Origin of the sequence: Ligilactobacillus ubinensis (genome assembly GCF_024160875.1) — a bacterium.
Classification (GTDB): domain Bacteria; phylum Bacillota; class Bacilli; order Lactobacillales; family Lactobacillaceae; genus Ligilactobacillus; species Ligilactobacillus ubinensis.
The window spans coordinates 123068-143426 of sequence record NZ_JAIULA010000004.1 but is presented as its reverse complement, the minus strand read 5'-3'; the positions used below and the strand labels follow the sequence as shown (position 1 = coordinate 143426).

Here is a 20359-nt window from a genome sequence, read left to right as displayed (position 1 = left end):
CAGCGCCTTGAGACGCTGGCAAGTACATAGGGCTTATAGCCCTGGAGCAAACCACCCGTTTGACGGGTGGTCATGATATTTAAGAATATAAATGATTAGTTTTCATCATCAAAATGGAAAAGATAATCGTTATCACTCATAGCTTCTACATTTCCTAATAAATAGCCATTACCAACCTGAGAGAAGAAATCATGATTTGAAGTTGAAGTGGAAATACCATTCATTACGACTGGATTTACATCGTCTGCATTATCTGGGAACAATGGATCAAAGCCGAGATTCATTAAAGCTTTGTTAGCATTGTAACGAAGAAAAGTTAGAACATCCTCTGTCCAACCAACCTTATCGTAAAGAAGGGCGGTATATTTTTCTTCGTTTTCATACAAGTCATAAAGTAATTCATATACCCAGTTTTTAAAGTCTTCTTGTTCAGTCTCAGATAATTCATTGAAACCAAGTTGAAATTTGTAGCCTATATAAGTTCCATGGACGGATTCATCTCTTAATATCAGTTTAATAATTTCTGCCACATTAGCTAATTTGTTATGCCCTAACCAATATAGTGGTGTATAGAAACCAGAATAAAACAAAAATGTTTCTAAGAAAACAGAAGCAACTTTTTTCTCGAGAGGCTTTCCGTTTTGATAAATAGAATTTATTTTGTTTGCTTTATATTGCAAAACTTCATTGTTATTCGTCCAAGTGAAAATATCATCTATTTCACTTGGTGTATTTAAAGTAGAAAAAATGGATGAATAACTTTTAGCATGAACAGATTCCATGAATTCGATATTATTCATAACGGCTTTTTCGTGTTGTGAACGAACATCTTTTTTTAATGATGACATGCCATCTTGGGATTGGAGAGTATCTAATAAGGTTAAGCCACCAAATACTTTGCTTACAATATCTCTGTCTTCATCTGTTAGAGAACGCCAGTCAGCTAAGTCGTTTGATAAAGGAATGCGTGTATCTAACCAAAATTGTTCTGTTAATTTTTCCCAAGTAGCTTTATCAATCTGATCTTCAATGTTATTCCAATTTATTGCAGTGTAATTTTCTTCCATGCGTAATTCTCCTTAAATCGTACAACTTTCACATTCGTTAACGCCGACTTCACTATTATCATCCGTAAAAGTGCGAATATAGTAGATGGATTTAATTCCTTTGCTGTGAGCGTAATTTCTTAGAATGGAAAGATCTCTCGTTGTCATTTTATCAATATGCTTTTCTTTCCATGGATAAAGACCGGTTGGAATAGAAGAACGCATAAATAAGGTGAGACTCATTCCCTGATCTACATGTTGCTGTGCCGCTGCATAGGTATCAATAACTTTAATCATACTAGTATCATAAGCAGATTGGTAATAAGGAATGGTGTCATTTGATAGGTAAGGAGCCGGGTAATAAATTTTACCTATTTTTCGTTCTTGTCTTTCTTCAATTTTATTAATAATGGGATGCAGGCTAGCTGTTGTATCATTAATATACGAAATAGAACCATTTGGAGCAACAGCTAATCGATTTTGATGGTAAAGGCCAGTTTGTATAATGTTTTGTTTTAATTTATCCCAATCTGCTGGAGTTGGGACGAAAACATCTTCAAAAATGGACTTAATTTTAGCTGATTTTGGTGTGAAATCCTGTGAAAGATATTTTTCGAAATACTTGCCAGATGCATAGTCACTTTTATCAAAATCGACAAAGGTTTCTTGGCGTTCTTGCGCTATTTTATTAGAAGCAACTAACGTCCAATAATTTAATAGCATAAAATAAGTGCTTGTAAATTCTAGTGCTTCTTTTGAACCATAATACATATGATTCTTGGCAAGAAAAGCATGTAATCCCATTGCACCTAATCCGATAGTATGAGCTTGTGCATTTCCATTTTGAACTGAAGGAACAACATCAATACTTGAATGATCAGTTACAAAGGTTAGAGCGCGCACCATTGATTCAACAGATTTTCCAAAGTCAGGGGAAGCCATTAAATTGACGATATTGGTTGAACCTAAGTTACAGCTAATATCAGTACCTAATTCAGTATATTCTTGTTTGTTGTTAATAATGGAAGGCTTTTGAACCTGTAAAATTTCAGAGCATAGATTACTCATGATAATCTTACCAGCAATGGGGCTTGCCTCATTAGCGGTATCAATATTAATAATATAAGGGTAACCAGATTCTTGCTGTAACTTACTAATCTCAGTTTCTAATTCACGAGCTTTAATCTTCTTTTTAGGAATATCTGGATTGGAAACCATATTGTCATATTCCTTGGTAATATCAACATATGAAAATGGAACGCCATATGAACGTTCAACACCCCATGGATCAAAAAGATACATCTCCGCATCTTTAGCAACTAACTCATAGTACTTGTCTGGTACAACAACACCAAGCGATAGTGTTTTGACACGAACCTTTTCATCAGCATTTTCACGTTTTGTTGCCAAGAAAGCTTCAATATCAGGGTGAAAGACATTTAAATATACAGCACCAGCACCTTGACGCTGACCTAATTGATTTGAATAAGAAAAGCTATCTTCCAATAGCTTCATAACAGGTACGACGCCAGAAGCAGCTCCTTGGATGTTTTTAATAGGAGCTCCTGCACCACGTAGATTGCTTAAAGTTATACCTACGCCACCACCGATTCTTGAAAGTTGAAGTGCTGAGTTAATTCCACGACCAATTGAGTTCATATCATCAGTCATTTGAATTAAAAAACACGAAACTAGTTCACCGCGACGTTTCCGACCTGCATTTAAAAAACTAGGTGTAGCTGGTTGATATCTTTGATTAATTAATTCATTTCCCAGTTGTAATGCTAGTTTTTCATCGCCATCAGCAAAGAATAAGGCATTTATAGCTACACGATCAATGAAGGATTCTAAATAATAGGCCCCATCGTTTGTTTTTAAAGCATATTGGGCATAAAATTTATAAGCTGCCATAAAAGTTTTAAATTCAAAATGATGTTGTTCAAGTTGCTGATATAAATGCTCAATAAAAGAAAAGTCATATTTATTGATAAATTCTTTTTCTAGATAATCATTATTAATTAAATAAGTAAATCGTTCTTTAAGAGAAGTGAATTTTTTAGTGTTAGGAATAACATTTTGGTCTAAGAATGCAGCTAATGCTTCTTTATCTTTCTTCAATTGAATTTGACCATTAACGGGCAAATTTATTTCATTATTCAAATCGTAATATGAGACATCATTGGGATCAATTGTTTTGAGACTCAAGTTTCTTCACCGCTTTCTTAAAATTTGAGACATCTTTAGGTGTGCCATTAAATTCAAAGGCATAAATAATGGGAACGTTATAATCACGGGAAAGATCACGCGCTGTAAAAATAAAAAGTTGCGCAAAATTTCGATTTCCTGTGCCAACAATTCCCTTTAAATTAGATGCATTTGAACCATAATCTAAAAAATCACGTATAGGTTCGGTAATATTGTCTTCATAAGTTGGAGTAATTAGAACAAAAGGTTCATTTAATTCTTCAAAATCAGTTGTAGGGTCAATTTCGTAAGTATCAGCAGCTGCTAATTTTTTAATAAAGCGCCGTGTTTGACCTGTGACACTAAAATAAACTATTTTCATTTTTTGCTCCTAAATCATTATTGAACGACAATTTTCTTTAGTAAGTCAGGACGAAAACCACGAATAATAGCTTGATTATCTTCTTCAAGAACAGGAACAGTATGAAAGCCCTTGTCTTTAAGATAATCAATATATTCAGGATTAGTGTTGATATTTTTTTCTTCAAAAGAAATATGATGTTGTGTTAAAAAGCTTTTTGTCATTTTACATTGGATACAATTATTTTTGGTATATAATTCAAGACTCATGTATGCCGACTTCCCTTCATATAATTTGTTACTTAAGTATACAACATTCTGTTTTATTTTCAAGCCCAAAGCACAATATATTGTTGTATATATGATGTGCAATTCCAATATATAGTGGTAATATCGTGCGAAATATATATAGAAGCAAAAGATATTTATAGTTGATTTTAAGAAAATTTATCCGTATCATAGTAATTGACTTAAGAAAGTGAGACTAAAAAATGACCAATTACTATTATACAAAAAATCCAGATGTAGAACATGATGAAAAAAAATGGGATTTTACATTACTGGGCAATAAGTTACACTTTATAACAGATAATGGAGTGTTTTCTAAACGACGTGTTGATTTTGGTTCATGTGTTTTATTGAATGCTATTGAATTGTATGATTTTAAGGATGCAAAGTTATTGGATGTTGGATGTGGTTACGGTCCACTTGGATTAGCCCTAGCAAAGAAGTTTCCAACTGCAGTCGTAGATATGATTGATGTTAATGAGTTAGCGTTAGATTTAGCAAAACGTAATGCACAAAATAACGGAATTACTAACAGTAATATCTGGGAATCTAATCAGTATGAAGAAGTTAAGCAAAGTGACTATAATGTGATTATAACAAATCCGCCTATTCGTGCTGGTAAAGAGGTTGTCCATAACATTTTGAGTGGTGCAAAGGATCATTTAAGAGAAAATGGGATGTTGATAGCAGTGTTACAAAAGAAACAAGGTGCTCCTTCAGCGAAGAAAAAAATGGAAGAGGTCTTTGGAAATTGTACCGTTATTGCTAAAGAAAAAGGTTATTTTATTTTGCAAAGCACAAAGGAATAATAGATGTTAACAGATGAGCAAAAAGAGTTTTTTATGCAAAGTGCAATTGAGGAAGCAAAAAAAGCGGCTGCGTTAGGTGAAGTTCCGATTGGTTGTGTAATCGTTTTTGAAAATAGAATAATTGCGCGTGGGTATAATTTACGCGAAAAAAACCAGGATGCGGTGCAACATGCGGAGATAATAGCAATTCAAGCCGCAAATAAGAGGTTACATAATTGGCGACTTGAAGATACACAACTTTTTGTAACTCTTGAGCCATGTCCAATGTGTGCGGGTGCTATCATTAATGCACGAATACCGGAAGTTTACTATGGTGCACCAGATTCTAAAGCGGGCGCAGCAGGAACGTTGCTAAACTTATTAACAGATAAACGTTTTAATCATCAAGCAATAGTAGAAAAAGGAATTTGTCGATCTCAGTGTGTAGCTTTATTAACAGACTTTTTTCAAACCATTCGAATAAAACGAGATAAATAATAGAAAAATATCGGGAAATACTAGCAATTTTTAGTAATATCGTGTATCATTAATAGTGCCGTTAAGGCCTTGAAGCAATGTTGACCTTACGAATCGTGTCAGGTTCGGAAGAAAGCAGCACTAAGTTCGGATTGGCATGTGCTTCAAGTTATTATGACTATTAGCCCCGATCGTAATTGGATCGGGTTTTTTTATTAATTATTTGCAAAAGAAGGGAGTATTCTATGAGTTATCAGGCTTTGTATCGTGTATGGCGTCCACAAAAATTTAGTGAACTTGTTGGTCAGGAACTGATTGCTAGAACTTTGAAAAATGCATTGATGACCCAACAAACAACGCATGCTTATTTATTCACTGGACCACGAGGAACAGGTAAGACATCTGCTGCTAAGATTTTTGCAAAAGCACTTAATTGTCATCATCAAGAAAATGGAGAACCTTGTAATAAATGTGATATTTGTAAAGCAATAACCACTGGGCGATTGAATGATGTTATTGAGATTGATGCAGCTTCAAATAATGGTGTGGAAGAAATAAGAGATATTCGCGATAAAGTTAAGTATGCTCCTACAGATTCAGATTACAAAGTGTATATTATTGATGAAGTACATATGTTGTCAACAGGTGCTTTTAATGCATTGCTAAAAACTCTAGAAGAACCTCCAGAAAATGTTGTCTTTATTTTAGCAACAACGGAGCCACATAAAATTCCGGCAACAATTATTTCTAGAACACAGCGCTTTGATTTTAAACGAATAACTGCACAAAACATATTGCAACGCATGGAATACATTTTACAGCAAAAGGATATCAGTTATGAAGAAAATGCATTAAAAGTAATTTCTAAGGCAGCTGAAGGTGGAATGAGAGATGCACTAAGTATTTTGGATCAGGTAATATCTTTTGGGGATAATGGAGAAGTAACAGTTGACAATGCTTTATTAGTTACAGGGAGTGTTACCCAAAAAAAATTAACCTTATATTTTTCTCAAATACTAAAACAAGATACCGCAGGAGCTTTAGAAACGCTATATGCTATTTTAGAAGAAGGAAAAGATGCTAAGCGATTAGTTGAAGATTTGATTAATTATTGTCGTGATTTATTGTTGTATCAACAAGACCCTAAAATAATTGAACAAAATGAGATTGAATTGTTCAGCGATTCTGAATTTAAAGACTTTGCAAGTCAGATATCACCACAGACGTTGTATCAAATGATAGACTTATTAAATGAACAACAAGAAAATATGCGGTTTACATCGCATGAATCAATCTATTTAGAAGTACTAACTGTCAAACTAACTCAAGTTAAACAAAAAAATTTAAATATTTCACAAGAGCAAGTTAGTGGTGATCATGCTGTAATTAAGCAGTTAGTAAATCAGGTTAAAGAATTACAAGGTCAAATTGAAAAACTAAAGCAACAGCCAAATGTTATCCAATCAGGAAATAGTAAAAAAGCGAATACCAAGCAAGTTGGAACTAAAAGTTCTGGGAAGAATGACAAGTTAAAAATTAATTTAGAGCAAATTTATACGCTTTTGAATAACGCTACACGGCAAAATTTGTTACAATTAAAGGAAGCTTGGGGCGATTTGCTTAATATGCTTAATCCAGCGCAAAGAGCGATGCTACGATCGTTTAAACCCGCAGCTGCAAGTGCAGCAGGAATTATTCTTGTCAGTGATTTTCCTTTTATATGTCAACGGGCACAAATGGATACTGAATTAAAAGAGGCTGTTGAAAATGGTCTTAGTCGGTTGATTGCAACTGCACCAGAATTGATTTTTGTTCCTGAAGAAAAATGGCAAAAAATTCGGCAAGAGTTTTATCAACAGCGACAAGGTGAAGACAAAACTTCTGAGCAACAAGAAATTGTAGAGCAACCAGTGATAGCAAAAGATAACGTAACAGTGCCACTTGTCGAAGAAGCTAAAAAAATTTTTGGCGCTGAAAATATTGAAATTAAAGAAGATTAAAGGCTTTAAAAACGAAAGGATGATATAAAAATGATGCGTGGAATGGGAAATATGCAAGGTATGGTTAAACAGATGCAAAAGCTACAAAAAAATATGCAAAAAGATCAAGAGGAATTGAATAAAACAGAATTTGAAGGGCATGCTCCAGATGATGCGGTTGTTGTAAAATTTACAGGTGATCATAAAATGACAGACATTGCTATCAAAGAAGAGGCAATCGATCCAGACGATGCGGATATGTTGCAAGATTTAATTATTGCTGCTGTAAATGACGCAATGACTAACTTGGAAACACAAACACAAAAAACAATGGGCAAATATTCCCGAAATATGCCAGGCTTCTAAAGCTGAAGAAAGAAGAGTATTAGACGATGCAATATCCAGAGCCAATTGCAAAATTAATCGAGAGCTACATGAAATTACCGGGGATAGGTATGAAGTCAGCAACAAGAATGGCTTTTTATACGATTGATATGGACGAAAGTGATGTGACTTCTTTTGCAAAATCTTTAATTTCGGCTAAGCGTGATTTACATTATTGTAGTATTTGTGGAAATATAACAGAAAGTGATCCATGTATTATCTGTGCTGATAAAACACGGGATCGCAGTAAATTAATCGTTGTAGAACAGCCACGTGATGTGATGTCTCTGGAAAAAATGCGAGAGTACCAAGGGTTATATCATGTTTTACATGGTGTATTATCACCTATTGAAGGAAAAGGACCAGATGATTTAAATATTACAAGTTTGGTTAAACGTCTTCAAAATGATGAGGGAATCAAAGAAATAATTTTAGCAACAAATGCAACTCCAGAAGGAGAAGCTACGGCAATGTATATTTCACGTTTGCTTAAACCTGCAGGGATAAAGACAACGCGCCTTGCACATGGATTATCTGTTGGTAGTGATATTGAATATGCAGATGAGATGACACTATTTAAGGCACTTGAAGGTAGGACTGAAATCTAGAGAGGAGATAATCTTTAATGTTTGGTAAAAACAAGCAAAAAATGCGACGAACTTATGATGAACTTTTATTGGAAGATATTAATCGAGCAAAGCAAAGTTGGGATAATAAGCGTGAAACACAGCAATCTATCTATGGTATAGGCGAGGAAATTGATGCTGAAGTTGAATTTGAAAAAGCAAAATATCAACTTTTATTTCGTGAAGCCAGACGGCGTAAAATAAAAGGAAAATTACAAGCTTCAGTGATAAAAATAAATGAACTGTAAATAGATATTTGCGACAATTATTCTTATGGATTGAATGGATATATAAGAGACTGTGAAAAAAGAAGATGTTTCCAGTCTTTTTTAATTTGATGGTTCTTTGTAACTAAAAATGAAAAAGTGTAGATTATTTGCTTTATAAAAAGTACAATAAAAGTAATATAAATTGGTGAGGTTTTCATAGTGAATGGATTTTTTTTAAGTTTTGAGGGAACAGATGGTTCAGGTAAAACAAGTGTTTTGCGTAAAATTGTTCAAAAATTAGCTGAAAATGGTAATAAAGATAACTTTATATTAACACGTGAACCAGGGGGGAATAGAATTGCAGAAGCAATTCGAGATGTTATATTGAATGTTGACTTTACGGAGATGGATGCAAAAACAGAAGCATTATTATATGCAGCATCAAGACGGCAACATTTAGTTGAAACAATTCTTCCTGCATTAAAAGCGAATAAATTAGTGTTATGTGATCGTTTTGTTGATAGTTCATTAGTTTATCAAGGCAAAGGCCGCAATATTGGTATGCAAAAAATTGATAAACTTAACCAATTTGTAACCGACGGAATTGAACCGGATTTGACTATTTTCTTTGATGTCAATCCTAAAATAGGATTAGAGCGAATTGCGACTAGTCGTACAGATGAAGTGAATCGTTTAGATCAAGAGAATATGAAGTTTTATGAAGATATTCATCAGGCATATCTAAGTTTAGTAGCTGCTAATAAACATCGAATAGTTAGAATTGATGCCAGTCAATCATTAACCAAAGTAACAGATGATGTGATTGCGGTATTAGAACAACGAATACCACATTTTTTCCCAGTTGAAAACTAACAGCGGTAATTGGAGGAAGTAAAAATGAAGTTAATTGTAGCAATAGTTCAAGACAAGGATAGTACCCGCTTAAGTAACAGTTTAATTGATGCAGATATTCGTGCAACTAAATTGTCTACTACAGGAGGCTTTTTACGCGCAGGTAATACGACTTTCTTAATTGGGATTGATGAAGCAAGATTGGATGAAACGCTAGAAATCATTAAAAAATCTTCGCAAAAAAGAGAACAATTTATGACACCACCAATTAATCTAGATTCACCAATGGAAGTAACCCATACTTATCCGATTGAAGTTCAAGTTGGTGGAGCAACCGTGTTCATATTACCAATAGATAGTTTCTATCACTTTTAGGAAGCTATTATGGAGCAAAAAATTACAGATATGCAGGCGCGATTAACACAACATTTTTCAAAACTAGTATGTAATAAACAACTAGCTCATGCATATATATTTGCAGGTGCAACAGGAATTGGAAAAGTTCAGTTGGCACAGTGGGTAGCAAAAGATTTTTTTTGTGAAAATAGGCAAAATGGAAGACCTTGTTTAAAATGTGCAGAGTGTAGACGAATAGCAAATAATAATCATCCAGATGTTATGTTTATTAAGCCAGATAGTCAGTCAATTAAAGTTGAACAAATACGTTATTTAAAATCGGAATTTAGTAAAAGTGGTGTCGAAGGTAGACAGCGATTCTTTATTGTTGAAGATGTAGACAAGATGACGATAAGTGCAGCTAATAGCTTATTGAAATTTTTAGAAGAACCTAGTGGACAAATTACCATTTTCTTATTAACAAGTCATGTTAATAAGATTTTACCAACAGTGATTTCTCGGTGTCAGTTAATTGAATTACATTCATTAACAAAATCACAATTAATAGAAGAATTTACAGAACAAGGTATTTCGCATGCAAAAGCGTGTTTATTAGTATATTTGACTGAAAACGTTGAAGAAGCGCAAAACATGGCAAATGATGCTAATTTTAATCAAATGATACAATTTGTTTTTGAATGGTATGAGTTAGTTTTGAAAAATGACTTACGTGCATTTGTAAATATACAAACCAAGTTAATACCTTGTATTGAAGGAAAAAAGCAACAAGAGCAACTATTGCAGATGATAATTTTAATTATACGGGATACGATGTTAGTCTATTATGATAGAAAGCAAGAAATTGCGTATGTTATGTATCAGGATGAACTAATAAGAAAAACCCAAGATATTACAGTTGAAAATTTAGTGAAAGGTCTAGAGATAGGCTTGGAGACTTGGCAACAAATGGCGGTAAATGTTTCATTTCAAAATATTTTAGAGTCATTAACATTGAAGCTTTGTGATTGTTATCATAGTAGATAATAAAGAGGTGATTTTGTGGATAAACGTGAAATTTATGATAGTCTTGATAAAACAGAAGCTCAGACACAGGATATTTCTGTTATGTTGGGAAAGATAAAAAAGGAACTAACCCAAATAATTGAAAAAAATGCAGAATTAGAAATTGAGAATCAACATTTGCGTGAGCGACTACAAGAATTAGAACAAAAGAACAGTAAAGAAGAACCTGGTTTATCAAAATCACGCCAAAATTTAGAGAAATTATATCGGGAAGGATTTCATGTCTGCAATGATATGTATGGTTCACGCAGAGTTAATGATGAACCATGTATATTTTGTCAAGGAGTGATTTACGGGGAACGCCATTAAATGTCATATACACAAGTAAGTAGTTTTCAAAATGATAGTAATCTAGGCCATCTTTATTTAGTGCCAACACCCATTGGAAATTTGGGTGATATGACAACCAGAGCAATTGAAATATTACAATCGGTTGAACTTATTGCGGCTGAAGATACACGCAATACGGCAAAACTATTAAATTATTTTGAAATAAAGACACCACAGATTAGTTTTCATGAGCATAATACACAAGAAAGAATTCCGCGATTATTAGAGTATCTGCAAAATGGAAAAGATATTGCTCAAGTTAGTGATGCAGGGATGCCATCAATTAGTGACCCAGGACACGAACTAGTCGTAGCGTGTGTTAAAAAGCAGATACCCGTTATCCCGTTGCCAGGGGCTAATGCAGCATTAACAGCGCTAATTGCATCGGGATTAGTACCACAACCCTTTTTATTTTATGGATTCTTACCTCGCAAAATAAAAGATCAAAAAGATGAGTTACAACAATTGAATAAACAAACGGTAACTTTAATTTTTTACGAGTCACCACATAGGCTAAAGAAAACATTAGTAGCAATGAAAAATGTTTTTGGAGAAGAGCGTGAAGTGGTATTATGCCGGGAACTAACAAAAAGGTATGAGGAATTCATTCGTGGAAATATGGCAGAACTGTGTTTGTGGAGTGAGACGGCAGAAATTCGCGGTGAATTTGTCGTTTTGGTTTCGGGAAATTCCAATTGTAAGGATGACACTAGTGAAAAAGATGAATTAGCAAAACTAAGCTTAAAGGCACAGGTTGAATACTTAATAGAACATGAAGCGATGAAACCTAATATTGCAATTAAAGAAATTGCTAAAAGAAATGCTTTGAAAAAGCAAGAAGTATATAATAAATATCATCAAATAGACTAGGGTGTGAAAAAATGGTTCAAGAGTTTAGTGAGTCACAGAGAATTGTATATTATGACACAGAAATTACTGGATGTGTAGGGATTGGAAAATTAGTTGATATGATGATGCTGATTTCTGAAGATCATAGTGCTTCAGTTGGGGTTACCAATGAAAAGGTTCAAAGTTATGGTCTAGGCTGGGTAGTTACGCAACATATAGTAGATATTACGCGTTTACCTAAGGCAAATGAAATTGTTAAGATTACAACTAAAGCAGAAAACTATAATCCTTTTTTTTGTTACCGTAATTTTTGGGTTTATGATGAAAATGGTAAAGAATTAGCTAAAATGCATAGTGTTTTTGTTTTAATGGATCAAACAAAAAGAAAAATTACACGAATGCAACCAGAGTTGATTGAGCCCTTTGAAGCAGAATATACTAAGAAAATTGAACGCTTGCCATTGCCTAAGGGACCAACTGTACCAGATAAAAAGCAAGAATACAAAGTGCGTTTTATGGATATTGATGCAAATCAACATGTTAATAACGTTCATTATTTTGACTGGATGTTGGATTCTTTGGGAGCAGATTTTTTAAAGACACATACACTGAAACACATGAACATTCAATACAAACAAGAAATTTATTATGGTCAAACAGCTATTAGTGAGGCACAAGTAGATGGTGTAAATACATACCACAAAATTAGAGTTGATGATAATCCTAATTGTGTCGCCGAATGTTTATGGACAAATAATTAAAATAATGAAAAAGCAGCATATTGGAACTCAATAAAATAGATTAGGAGTCTATTTTATTGGTTTACAATATGCTGCAATTTATTTAAGGGTTAATTAGCTGACAGCATCACTCACAAAATGTTTTAAAGCAGTTCCCGTTAAACCGGCGCTTAAGCCAACGAGTAGTTTAATCCGAGCTTTTTGCCCATTTAATCCGTGGCAAAAGGTAACGCCAATTTTCTTTAACTGGATACCCCCACCTTCATAATCATAGACATCTTGAGCCACGCCATTAAAACAGCGAGATACTAAGACGACAGGAATATTTAAGTCAAGGATTTTTTTTAAACTAGGCAATATATACGGAGGTAAATTACCAGCGCCAAGAGCCTCTATAACAACACCGCGAGTAGATTCTTGAGCTACAAAGTCCAGTAGTTCGTTATCCATACCAGCGTATGCCTTAATTAAAAATACGTGATTAACTACATGATCAATGGGTAAAGCAGTATGGCGTAACAGTTGTTCAAAGAAACGAACATTATGTTTGAAGATTAAGCCAATTGGTCCAAAAGTTGGCGTTCTAAATGTTGCAACATTAGTCGTATGTGTTTTAGTAACATAGCGAGCAGTGTGAATTTCATCGTTCATTACGACGAGAACACCTTTGCCGACGGCTTCATCACTAGCAGCTGTTTGAACAGCTGTCTGAAAATTGTGTAAACCATCTGAACCTATTTCATTAGCAGAACGCATGGCCCCAGTTATAACAACTGGAATATCACTTGTAATAGTCAAATCTAAAAAATAAGCTGTTTCTTCAAGTGTATCTGTGCCATGTGTAATGACTGCACCAAAAAAGCCTTCCGTAGCAGCTTGTGAAATTCTTTTTTGCAATAGTAACATTTCTTTAGGTGTAACATGTGGCGAGGGTAGATTAAATGGATTTTCAACTATTAATTTGATTTGATCAGAAAAAAGATTATTAAATTCGTTAAGGGGATTTTTGCTTCCTGGTGATATAGCACCATTTTCATTTTCTGACATTGCAATTGTCCCACCCGTATGCAAAACTAAAATTTTTTTCATAGTAGACCCTCCAATTATTAGCTAGTATTGGTATAAATTATACGCAAAAAAAGAGGCAGTGTCGATTATAAATGAAACAAAACTTTGCTAATTTTTACTTTTTATGAGTGTAAACTCAAACATAATTGTGTTAATATAATGAATGGAATTTTACTATTTAATAATAGAGGAAGTTATTGATGAAATTATTAGCAATAGACACATCAAACCAGCCACTAAGTGTGGCTGTAGCTGAAGATAATAAGTTGCTTGCTGAAGTCACAACTTGTGTGACTAAAAACCATAGTGTTACTTTAATGCCAACAATAAAAGAAGTATTAAAAGCAGCACAATTAGAAATCAAAGATATTGATAGGGTAGTAGTGGCTCAAGGACCAGGCTCATATACCGGATTGCGAATTGGGGTCACAACTGCCAAAACATTAGCGTTTACGATACAAAAGGAATTAGTAGGCGTATCTAGTTTAGCAATTTTAGCAAATGCCTATCCACAGACTGACGCTTTATTAGTACCATTATTTGATGCTCGTAGAGAAAATGTTTTTGCAGCTGTGTATAAGTGGCAAAAAGATGAACTGCAGGTTATTTTAGAGGAACAACATTTGTCTATTCAAGAACTTTGTCAAAAATTGGCAAAAAGAAGAGAACGTATAATTTTTATAGGAATAGACAGTAATAAGTTTAGTAAAATTTTTCAAGTAGAATTAACAATGAAAAAATATAGTATAGCACCAGAACAATTTGCTTATCCAAGCGGCTTTGTTTTAACTCAATTAGGTAGACAGATGAAACCAGTACAGATATCTGATTTTGTACCGAGATATTTACGACTAACACAAGCTGAAACGCAATGGCTACAAAATAATCCCGAAGGGAAAAAGTATGATGAGTCCTATGTTAAGAAAATTTAAAGTGAAGCTAAATAAATTACTATATGGATCTGATACATCTGTAATTGAATTTAATAATCGTACTGATAATGTTGAAGGTATGAGCTACTTGATTTGTCGGGCAATTGTACCAGATATTCCGGAGATACTAGCAATTGAACGTTCTGTTTATGCAGGTAAAATGCCATGGGATTTTGATAATTTTAAAAATGAAATTAATAAACGACGTTCAACATTGTATTTGGTTGCACGCTACAATGATGAACTTGTTGCTTTTGCGGGAATAGATTTTCGGCGAACTAATAATATAGCACACATAACGAATGTAGCTGTAGCACCTAATCATCAAAAAAAAGGCTTAGGTCGTAAACTCTTAAAAGTAATGATTGAAAAAGCTTATGAACAAAAATGTAAAGGAATTGCGCTAGAGGTTCGTGAAAAAAACGAAAATGCTAAAAAGTTGTATAGAGACTTAGGATTTAAAATATTAAGCAGTAAACAAAATTACTATACAGATGAGAATGAAGATGCATTAGTAATGAGTTTGAGTTTTGAAAATGCTAAAGAAAGGTAGTATGTTGAGTAGCTATGAGTAAAAGAACACTAATTTTAGCTTTTGAGTCTAGCTGTGATGAGACGAGTGTAGCTGTAATTGAAAACGGATCTAAGATTTTATCTAATGTTGTGGCAACACAAATTAATAGTCATAAGCGTTTTGGTGGCGTCGTACCTGAAGTTGCTAGTAGACATCATATAGAACAAATAACAGGTTGTATTGATGATGCATTACGAATTGCTAAGGCCCAATATTCGGATTTGAGTGCAGTTGCAGTAACTTATGGTCCAGGGTTAGTTGGCGCATTATTAGTAGGTGTCGCAGCAGCCAAAGCAGTTGCATTTGCGCATAATTTACCTTTGATTCCAGTTAATCATATGGCAGGGCATATTTACGCAGCCCGTTTTGTAGCACCTATTGAATTTCCGGCGTTAGCACTACTTGTTTCAGGGGGACATACAGAAATTGTTTATCTACCAACCGAAAATGAATTTCAAATTATTGGAGAAACAAGAGATGATGCAGCTGGTGAAGCCTACGATAAAGTCGGTCGTGTGTTAGGTATGACATATCCATCAGGCAAGCAGATAGATGATTTAGCACATACTGGTCAGGATACATTTAATTTTCCTAGGGCGATGGAAAAAGAAAATAATTTTGATTTTAGCTTCAGTGGCTTAAAAAGTGCATTTATAAATACAGTTCACCATGCAGATCAAATTAAGGAAACATTAAGCAAAGCTGATTTAGCAGCTAGCTTTCAACAGAGTGTCGTTGATGTTTTGGCGAATAAAACAATTAGAGCATTAAAACAATTTAAAGTAAAACAGTTAATTTTAGCAGGAGGAGTAGCTGCTAATAACGGGCTACGCGAACGGCTAGATATTGAACTTAAAGCTTTTCCCGAGGTTAAACTGTTGAAAGCCCCATTAAATCTTTGTGGAGATAATGCAGCAATGATTGGTGCAGCAGGCTATGTTGCGCTTAAAAATGGAATACACGCAGATCTTGATCTAAATGCAGACCCTAGTTTAGAATTTGAGTGGTATCCAGGAATGGAGAAATAGCATTGTATTTCTAATAAATCAGAGAAAGTATTTTACAAAATGTGAATAGAACACAAATAGTTAGCACTAAGTGCAACTACTTGTTTATAGTGTATATTTTGACACCAAATATATAGATAAAAAATAGAATCCAGAACTTTAGTTCTGGATTCTATTTGTAATAATAATTATTTTTCTAAAAATTCTTCTAAAGCTAAACTACTTTGTTCCCAGGCAACTTCTGCTTTTTCTAGTTGAATAGAAACAGCACTTAACTGTTGTTGTAGCTGCTGTAACTTAGAAATATCGTTAAAATATTCTGGATTAGACATTTGTAATTCGATGTTCTTTTTTTGTTGGTCAAGTGTATCAACCTTTTTTTCAGCTTCCAAAACAAGCCGTTGTAGTTTACGTTCTTGTTTTTGATGTTGCTTACCTTGTTGATAAGTTAGCTTTCCAGCCGAGATATCAGGTTGGATAGTAGCAACTTCTTTCAACTTATCAGTAGCAAGAAGTTCTTGTTCTTCTTTTTTTGAGATATAGTAGTCGTAATCACCCAGATATAAAGTACTTCCAGAAGGTTCAATTTCTAAAACACTAGTAGCAACCTTATTAATGAAATAACGATCGTGTGAAACAAATAAAATGGTACCATTAAAATGTAAGAGAGCTTGTTCTAGAACCTCTTTGCTATCAATATCCAAGTGGTTTGTTGGTTCATCAAGTAATAAGAGGTTGTCATGTTGTAGAGCCAATTTTGTTAATAGAAGGCGTGCTTTTTCACCACCAGAAAGATTATGAACAACCTTTTTGACATCATCACCAATAAAAAGAAAACTTCCTAATATTGAACGGACATCACGTTCTGGAAGTGTAGGATGATCATCCCAAATTTCATTTAAAACAGTTTTTTGGGGATGTAAATTTTTTTGTTCTTGGTCATAATAACCAAGTTGAACATTAGTACCTAATTCAGATGTGCCGGTAATAAAGGGAATTTTATGCAAAATACTTTTAAGAAGCGTTGATTTGCCAATCCCGTTTGGGCCTACAATAGCCATAATTTTATGTTTACGTAAATCAATATTAATTGGTGCAGCAATGATATTGTTGTCATAACCTATTGCGGCATCAGTAACAGTTAAAACAACATTCCCACTTTCTTTTGTACTGCTAAAGCTAAAACGAGGGCCTTTAGTGTCTCCTTCCGGTTGTTCTAAGCGTTCCATTTTTTCTAATTGTTTGCGTCTACTTTGGGCTCTTTTGGTGGTAGAAGCTCGAACTAGATTTTTATTAACAAAATCCTCTAATTTATTAATTTCATTTTGTTGCTTTTCATAATTTTTCCAAGCTTGTTTTAAACGAATATCTTTTTCTTTAATAAAGTTTGAATAATTTCCTTTGTAATAAGAGGAATGATGGTGATCTATTTCATAAATTTCAGTAACAATTTTGTCTAAAAAGTAGCGGTCATGTGAAACAATTAAAAGCGCACCTTGATACCCTTGGATATATTTTTCAAGCCAGGTTAAAGTATCTATGTCTAAATGATTTGTTGGTTCATCTAAAATAAGAAGTTCTCTTTTTTCTAATAAAAGTTTGGCAAGAGCTAAGCGGGTTTTTTGACCACCAGAAAGAGATGAAACAGGTCGATTATAAGTTTCGTCGTAAAAATTAAATCCATGAAGGACGGCTTTAATTTCATTTTCATAGCCATAGCCATTTTGTTCTTTAAAATCATGGAGAAGTTGGTCATACTGTTTGGTTAATTTTGTATAATCAGCTGTTGAGTGATCTGATGCAGTTGCAATACTAACCTCTAATAGATGTAGCTGTTCTTCCATTTTCTGTAGATAATTAAAAACACTTTTCATTTCTTCAAAGACGGTTTTTTCTGATTCAAGTCCAGTATTTTGAGCAAGATAACCAATGGTAAGGCCTCTTTTTTTTACGATCTTTCCTTCATCGGGTTCAGTATTTCCTAGGAGCATTTGAATCAAAGTAGATTTTCCGACTCCATTGCGTCCGACTAAACCTATTCGAGATGATTCTTGAATGTCAATGTCGATATTGGTAAAAAGAATATCAGCACCGAAATGACGTGCGACTTGTTGTGCTTGTAGTAAAATCATGAGTATATCACCTGCTTGTGTAAAAATATTTTAATAGTTGTTTTACTAGATAAAAAATGTTTTTAATCTAGTAATTTTCATAAAAACTTTGTGATTAAATAATTAGCAATTATTTAGTATGGTTATCGCCTTTTGTAAACAGATTGTGAATTAAAAAACATTTTTATTTAAATTTGACTAACAATATGTTAGAATAAGTTAGTGAACCATGTGAAAGGGAGTTGGAAAATGGCTACTGATAATATTCCTAATGCAACAGCCAAACGTTTACCAATCTATTATCGTTATCTGAATATTTTAGCGGATTCTGGTAAAAAAAGAGTATCTTCAACAGAATTAGCTGAGGCTGTTAAGGTTGATTCAGCAACTATACGAAGGGACTTTTCTTATTTTGGCGCCTTAGGCAAACGAGGTTACGGATACGAAGTAGAAATTTTGATTAATTTTTTCAAAAAGATACTAAATCAAGACAAATTAACCAATGTAGCGTTAATCGGTGTTGGTAACCTTGGACATGCATTGCTGAACTTTAATTTTCACAAAGCAAACAATGTACGAATTAGTGCTGCTTTTGATATTAATGAAGAAATCACAGGTACAATTCAAAGTGGTGTACCAATTTATCCAATGGCTGATATGAAAGAACAATTAACAATTCAACAAATTGAAATTGTAATTTTAACCGTTCCATCACCAGTTGCACAAAAAGTGACTGATGAAATAATGGAAACAGGGGTCAAGGGTATCTTAAACTTCACACCACTAAGAATCTCTGTTCCTGATACCGTTCGGGTACAAAATGTTGATTTAACAAATGAATTGCAAACATTGATTTATTTTCTAGATCATTTTGGTACAAAAGATGATGAAGAAGATAGTTTAGATGTTTAAAACAAAGCAGGTAGATAATCGGCCTGCTTTGTTTTTTTGATTTACAGCAATAAAATTAGTATATTCATCCCAATATGCACTGCCATCGATGCAGAAATTCGCTTTGTTTTTGCATAAACATAGCAAAAGACAAGCCCCATACATGCATAAGTGAGATAATGTCCGTCATTATGGACAAGTGAAAACAGGATACTAGACAAGATAGCAGCCCCAATCGGAGGAAGAATTACAGTTAAGTTACCAAAGAGAACTTTGCGAAAAACCAATTCTTCCATGATAGGCGCGGTTAGCGTTATTACTAGTGCATAATATGGATATTGTTTAAAAGTCTCGATTAATATATTTGTATTGTTTGATGTTAAAGTTTGATTTAAAAAAGTTACTTCAATAAATAAACATCCTTTTTGAACTAAAAAAACTCCAATTATGCCTAATATAATAGCCATAATACTTTTATTAAGTGAGTATGGTTTTTCTTCGAGTTTATTTTGATAAGGAAAATGAATATTTAAATAAACAACAATACTGCATCCAATTAGATTAAAGATAGTAATACTTGGATATAAAAAATTGCTATGAGCAAAATAAAAACTAACTAAACTGCTAATATTCATAACAAAAAAATAACCAATTAAAATAAAAAGCGAATTACGCTTTAATGCCATATGTTTGCCTCATTTCTTATTTATTAGCATATAGTGATTATAGCATATATACTTATGTATAGATGGAAAATTACAGTTTCTTTGCATGGAAAATACTTATTTAATAAGGGATAATTGTTTTTTTAGCACTCAACATAAGAGAGTGATAAAAAAAGCTTGCATTTCGATACTAAAGTGAGTATAGTAATAACTGTAATCAGTTAGCACTCAATACTGAAGAGTGCTAAAAAAGACATGGAGGGATTTAAAGTGCTTAAACCATTAGGAGATCGAGTAATCTTAGAAGTTCAAAAGGAAGAAGAACAAAAAGTGGGTGGCATTATCTTAGCTTCAAATGCTAAAGAAAAGCCTCAAACAGCTGAAGTAGTAGCTGTTGGTGATGGTCGTGTATTGGATAACGGTCAGAAGGTTACTCCAAGTGTAAAAAAAGGTGAAGTTGTTTTATTTGATAAATATTCTGGAACAGAAGTTAAGTATGAAGAAAAAACTTATTTAGTTGTTCACGAAAAAGATATTGTTGCTATTGTGGACTAATTGTAGATGTATTAATTAATTTATT

General features: G+C 33.5%; 24 protein-coding genes and 1 other RNA gene. 18 read left to right on the top strand and 7 right to left on the bottom strand.

The annotated features are described in order from the left end of the window. Nucleotides 1-95: 95 nt before the first annotated feature. The 4 genes from nrdF to nrdH are packed head-to-tail and all read right to left on the bottom strand — an operon-like array spanning nt 96 to nt 3860. Nucleotides 96-1067: a class 1b ribonucleoside-diphosphate reductase subunit beta gene (gene nrdF, locus LB941_RS03460; RefSeq protein WP_253359499.1), complete on the bottom strand. Its 972-nt coding sequence runs from the start codon at nt 1065-1067 to the stop codon at nt 96-98. Nucleotides 1068-1079: 12 nt separating this feature from the next. Beyond that, nucleotides 1080-3251, bottom strand: coding sequence for a class 1b ribonucleoside-diphosphate reductase subunit alpha (gene nrdE, locus LB941_RS03455; RefSeq protein WP_253359498.1), 2172 nt, complete (start codon nt 3249-3251; stop codon nt 1080-1082). Continuing rightward, nucleotides 3232-3612 (bottom strand): class Ib ribonucleoside-diphosphate reductase assembly flavoprotein NrdI, encoded by a 381-nt coding sequence (nrdI, locus tag LB941_RS03450; RefSeq protein ID WP_253359497.1) that lies wholly within the window; start codon nt 3610-3612, stop codon nt 3232-3234. The genes nrdE and nrdI overlap by 20 nt, the downstream gene beginning before the upstream one ends. Before the next feature lie 17 nt (nt 3613-3629). Next, complete coding sequence (nrdH, locus tag LB941_RS03445) at nt 3630-3860, bottom strand: glutaredoxin-like protein NrdH (protein WP_253359496.1); 231 nt, start codon at nt 3858-3860, stop codon at nt 3630-3632. A gap of 221 nt (nt 3861-4081) precedes the next feature. Here nrdH and LB941_RS03440 point away from each other — a divergent pair, with 221 nt between their 5' ends. From LB941_RS03440 to LB941_RS03380, 13 genes are all read left to right on the top strand, one after another. After that, nucleotides 4082-4687: a class I SAM-dependent methyltransferase gene (locus LB941_RS03440; RefSeq protein WP_253359494.1), complete on the top strand. Its 606-nt coding sequence runs from the start codon at nt 4082-4084 to the stop codon at nt 4685-4687. A gap of 3 nt (nt 4688-4690) precedes the next feature. Continuing rightward, nucleotides 4691-5164: a tRNA adenosine(34) deaminase TadA gene (gene tadA / locus LB941_RS03435; RefSeq protein ID WP_253359492.1), complete on the top strand. Its 474-nt coding sequence runs from the start codon at nt 4691-4693 to the stop codon at nt 5162-5164. 66 nt (nt 5165-5230) lie between these two features. Further along, nucleotides 5231-5317, top strand: an RNA gene (gene ffs, locus LB941_RS03430) — signal recognition particle sRNA small type. Between the two features lie 71 nt (nt 5318-5388). Further along, nucleotides 5389-7143 (top strand): DNA polymerase III subunit gamma/tau, encoded by a 1755-nt coding sequence (gene dnaX, locus LB941_RS03425; RefSeq protein ID WP_253359490.1) that lies wholly within the window; start codon nt 5389-5391, stop codon nt 7141-7143. A 30-nt stretch (nt 7144-7173) separates the two neighbouring features. Next, a complete protein-coding gene (locus LB941_RS03420; protein ID WP_253359488.1) occupies nt 7174-7488 on the top strand; it encodes a YbaB/EbfC family nucleoid-associated protein in 315 nt (104 codons plus the stop codon). Between the two features lie 26 nt (nt 7489-7514). Further along, nucleotides 7515-8114, top strand: a complete 600-nt coding sequence (gene recR, locus LB941_RS03415; RefSeq protein ID WP_253359487.1) for a recombination mediator RecR — start codon at nt 7515-7517, stop codon at nt 8112-8114. A 17-nt stretch (nt 8115-8131) separates the two neighbouring features. After that, on the top strand, nt 8132-8380 hold the full coding sequence (locus LB941_RS03410) for a YaaL family protein (protein ID WP_253359486.1): 249 nt from the start codon (nt 8132-8134) through the stop codon (nt 8378-8380). A 180-nt stretch (nt 8381-8560) separates the two neighbouring features. Continuing rightward, nucleotides 8561-9214, top strand: a complete 654-nt coding sequence (gene tmk / locus LB941_RS03405) for a dTMP kinase (RefSeq protein ID WP_253359485.1) — start codon at nt 8561-8563, stop codon at nt 9212-9214. A 24-nt stretch (nt 9215-9238) separates the two neighbouring features. Beyond that, a complete protein-coding gene (gene darA / locus LB941_RS03400) occupies nt 9239-9568 on the top strand; it encodes a cyclic di-AMP receptor DarA (RefSeq protein ID WP_253359484.1) in 330 nt (109 codons plus the stop codon). A 9-nt stretch (nt 9569-9577) separates the two neighbouring features. Then, entirely contained in the window at nt 9578-10573 is a 996-nt protein-coding gene (gene holB, locus LB941_RS03395; RefSeq protein WP_253359483.1) for a DNA polymerase III subunit delta', read from the top strand. A gap of 15 nt (nt 10574-10588) precedes the next feature. Then, the gene (locus tag LB941_RS03390; protein WP_253359482.1) at nt 10589-10921 is read left to right on the top strand and encodes a DNA replication initiation control protein YabA; all 333 of its coding nucleotides are present in this window, start codon (nt 10589-10591) and stop codon (nt 10919-10921) included. Further along, nucleotides 10922-11812: a 16S rRNA (cytidine(1402)-2'-O)-methyltransferase gene (rsmI, locus tag LB941_RS03385; RefSeq protein ID WP_253359480.1), complete on the top strand. Its 891-nt coding sequence runs from the start codon at nt 10922-10924 to the stop codon at nt 11810-11812. It abuts the gene before it with no gap. 11 nt (nt 11813-11823) lie between these two features. Then, nucleotides 11824-12552, top strand: coding sequence for an acyl-[acyl-carrier-protein] thioesterase (locus LB941_RS03380; protein ID WP_253359478.1), 729 nt, complete (start codon nt 11824-11826; stop codon nt 12550-12552). Between the two features lie 93 nt (nt 12553-12645). On the opposite strand, the gene LB941_RS03375 is transcribed toward LB941_RS03380, so the two are convergent. Then, the gene (locus tag LB941_RS03375) at nt 12646-13620 is read right to left on the bottom strand and encodes an asparaginase (RefSeq protein ID WP_253359476.1); all 975 of its coding nucleotides are present in this window, start codon (nt 13618-13620) and stop codon (nt 12646-12648) included. 179 nt (nt 13621-13799) lie between these two features. Here LB941_RS03375 and tsaB point away from each other — a divergent pair, with 179 nt between their 5' ends. From tsaB to tsaD, 3 genes are read left to right on the top strand one after another with little or no spacing between them, the layout of a single operon-like run. After that, nucleotides 13800-14531 carry a tRNA (adenosine(37)-N6)-threonylcarbamoyltransferase complex dimerization subunit type 1 TsaB gene (gene tsaB, locus LB941_RS03370; RefSeq protein WP_253359474.1) on the top strand — a complete coding sequence of 244 codons (732 nt, stop codon included), beginning with the start codon at nt 13800-13802 and terminating at the stop codon, nt 14529-14531. Beyond that, a complete protein-coding gene (rimI, locus tag LB941_RS03365) occupies nt 14503-15084 on the top strand; it encodes a ribosomal protein S18-alanine N-acetyltransferase (RefSeq protein WP_253359471.1) in 582 nt (193 codons plus the stop codon). Before tsaB ends, rimI begins: the two co-directional genes overlap by 29 nt. Nucleotides 15085-15098: 14 nt before the next feature. Further along, a complete protein-coding gene (gene tsaD, locus LB941_RS03360) occupies nt 15099-16133 on the top strand; it encodes a tRNA (adenosine(37)-N6)-threonylcarbamoyltransferase complex transferase subunit TsaD (RefSeq protein WP_253359469.1) in 1035 nt (344 codons plus the stop codon). A gap of 167 nt (nt 16134-16300) precedes the next feature. Here the strand turns inward: tsaD and LB941_RS03355 are convergent, their stop codons facing one another. Further along, nucleotides 16301-18244: an ABC transporter ATP-binding protein gene (locus LB941_RS03355; RefSeq protein ID WP_253359467.1), complete on the bottom strand. Its 1944-nt coding sequence runs from the start codon at nt 18242-18244 to the stop codon at nt 16301-16303. Nucleotides 18245-18472: 228 nt separating this feature from the next. Here LB941_RS03355 and LB941_RS03350 point away from each other — a divergent pair, with 228 nt between their 5' ends. After that, nucleotides 18473-19135 (top strand): redox-sensing transcriptional repressor Rex, encoded by a 663-nt coding sequence (locus tag LB941_RS03350; protein WP_253359465.1) that lies wholly within the window; start codon nt 18473-18475, stop codon nt 19133-19135. Between the two features lie 41 nt (nt 19136-19176). On the opposite strand, the gene LB941_RS03345 is transcribed toward LB941_RS03350, so the two are convergent. Further along, nucleotides 19177-19800: a CPBP family intramembrane glutamic endopeptidase gene (locus tag LB941_RS03345; protein WP_253359463.1), complete on the bottom strand. Its 624-nt coding sequence runs from the start codon at nt 19798-19800 to the stop codon at nt 19177-19179. Between the two features lie 249 nt (nt 19801-20049). Between LB941_RS03345 and groES the strand changes: the two genes are divergently transcribed. Next, nucleotides 20050-20334, top strand: a complete 285-nt coding sequence (gene groES / locus LB941_RS03340) for a co-chaperone GroES (protein WP_253359462.1) — start codon at nt 20050-20052, stop codon at nt 20332-20334. The last annotated feature ends 25 nt before the right edge of the window (nt 20335-20359 follow it).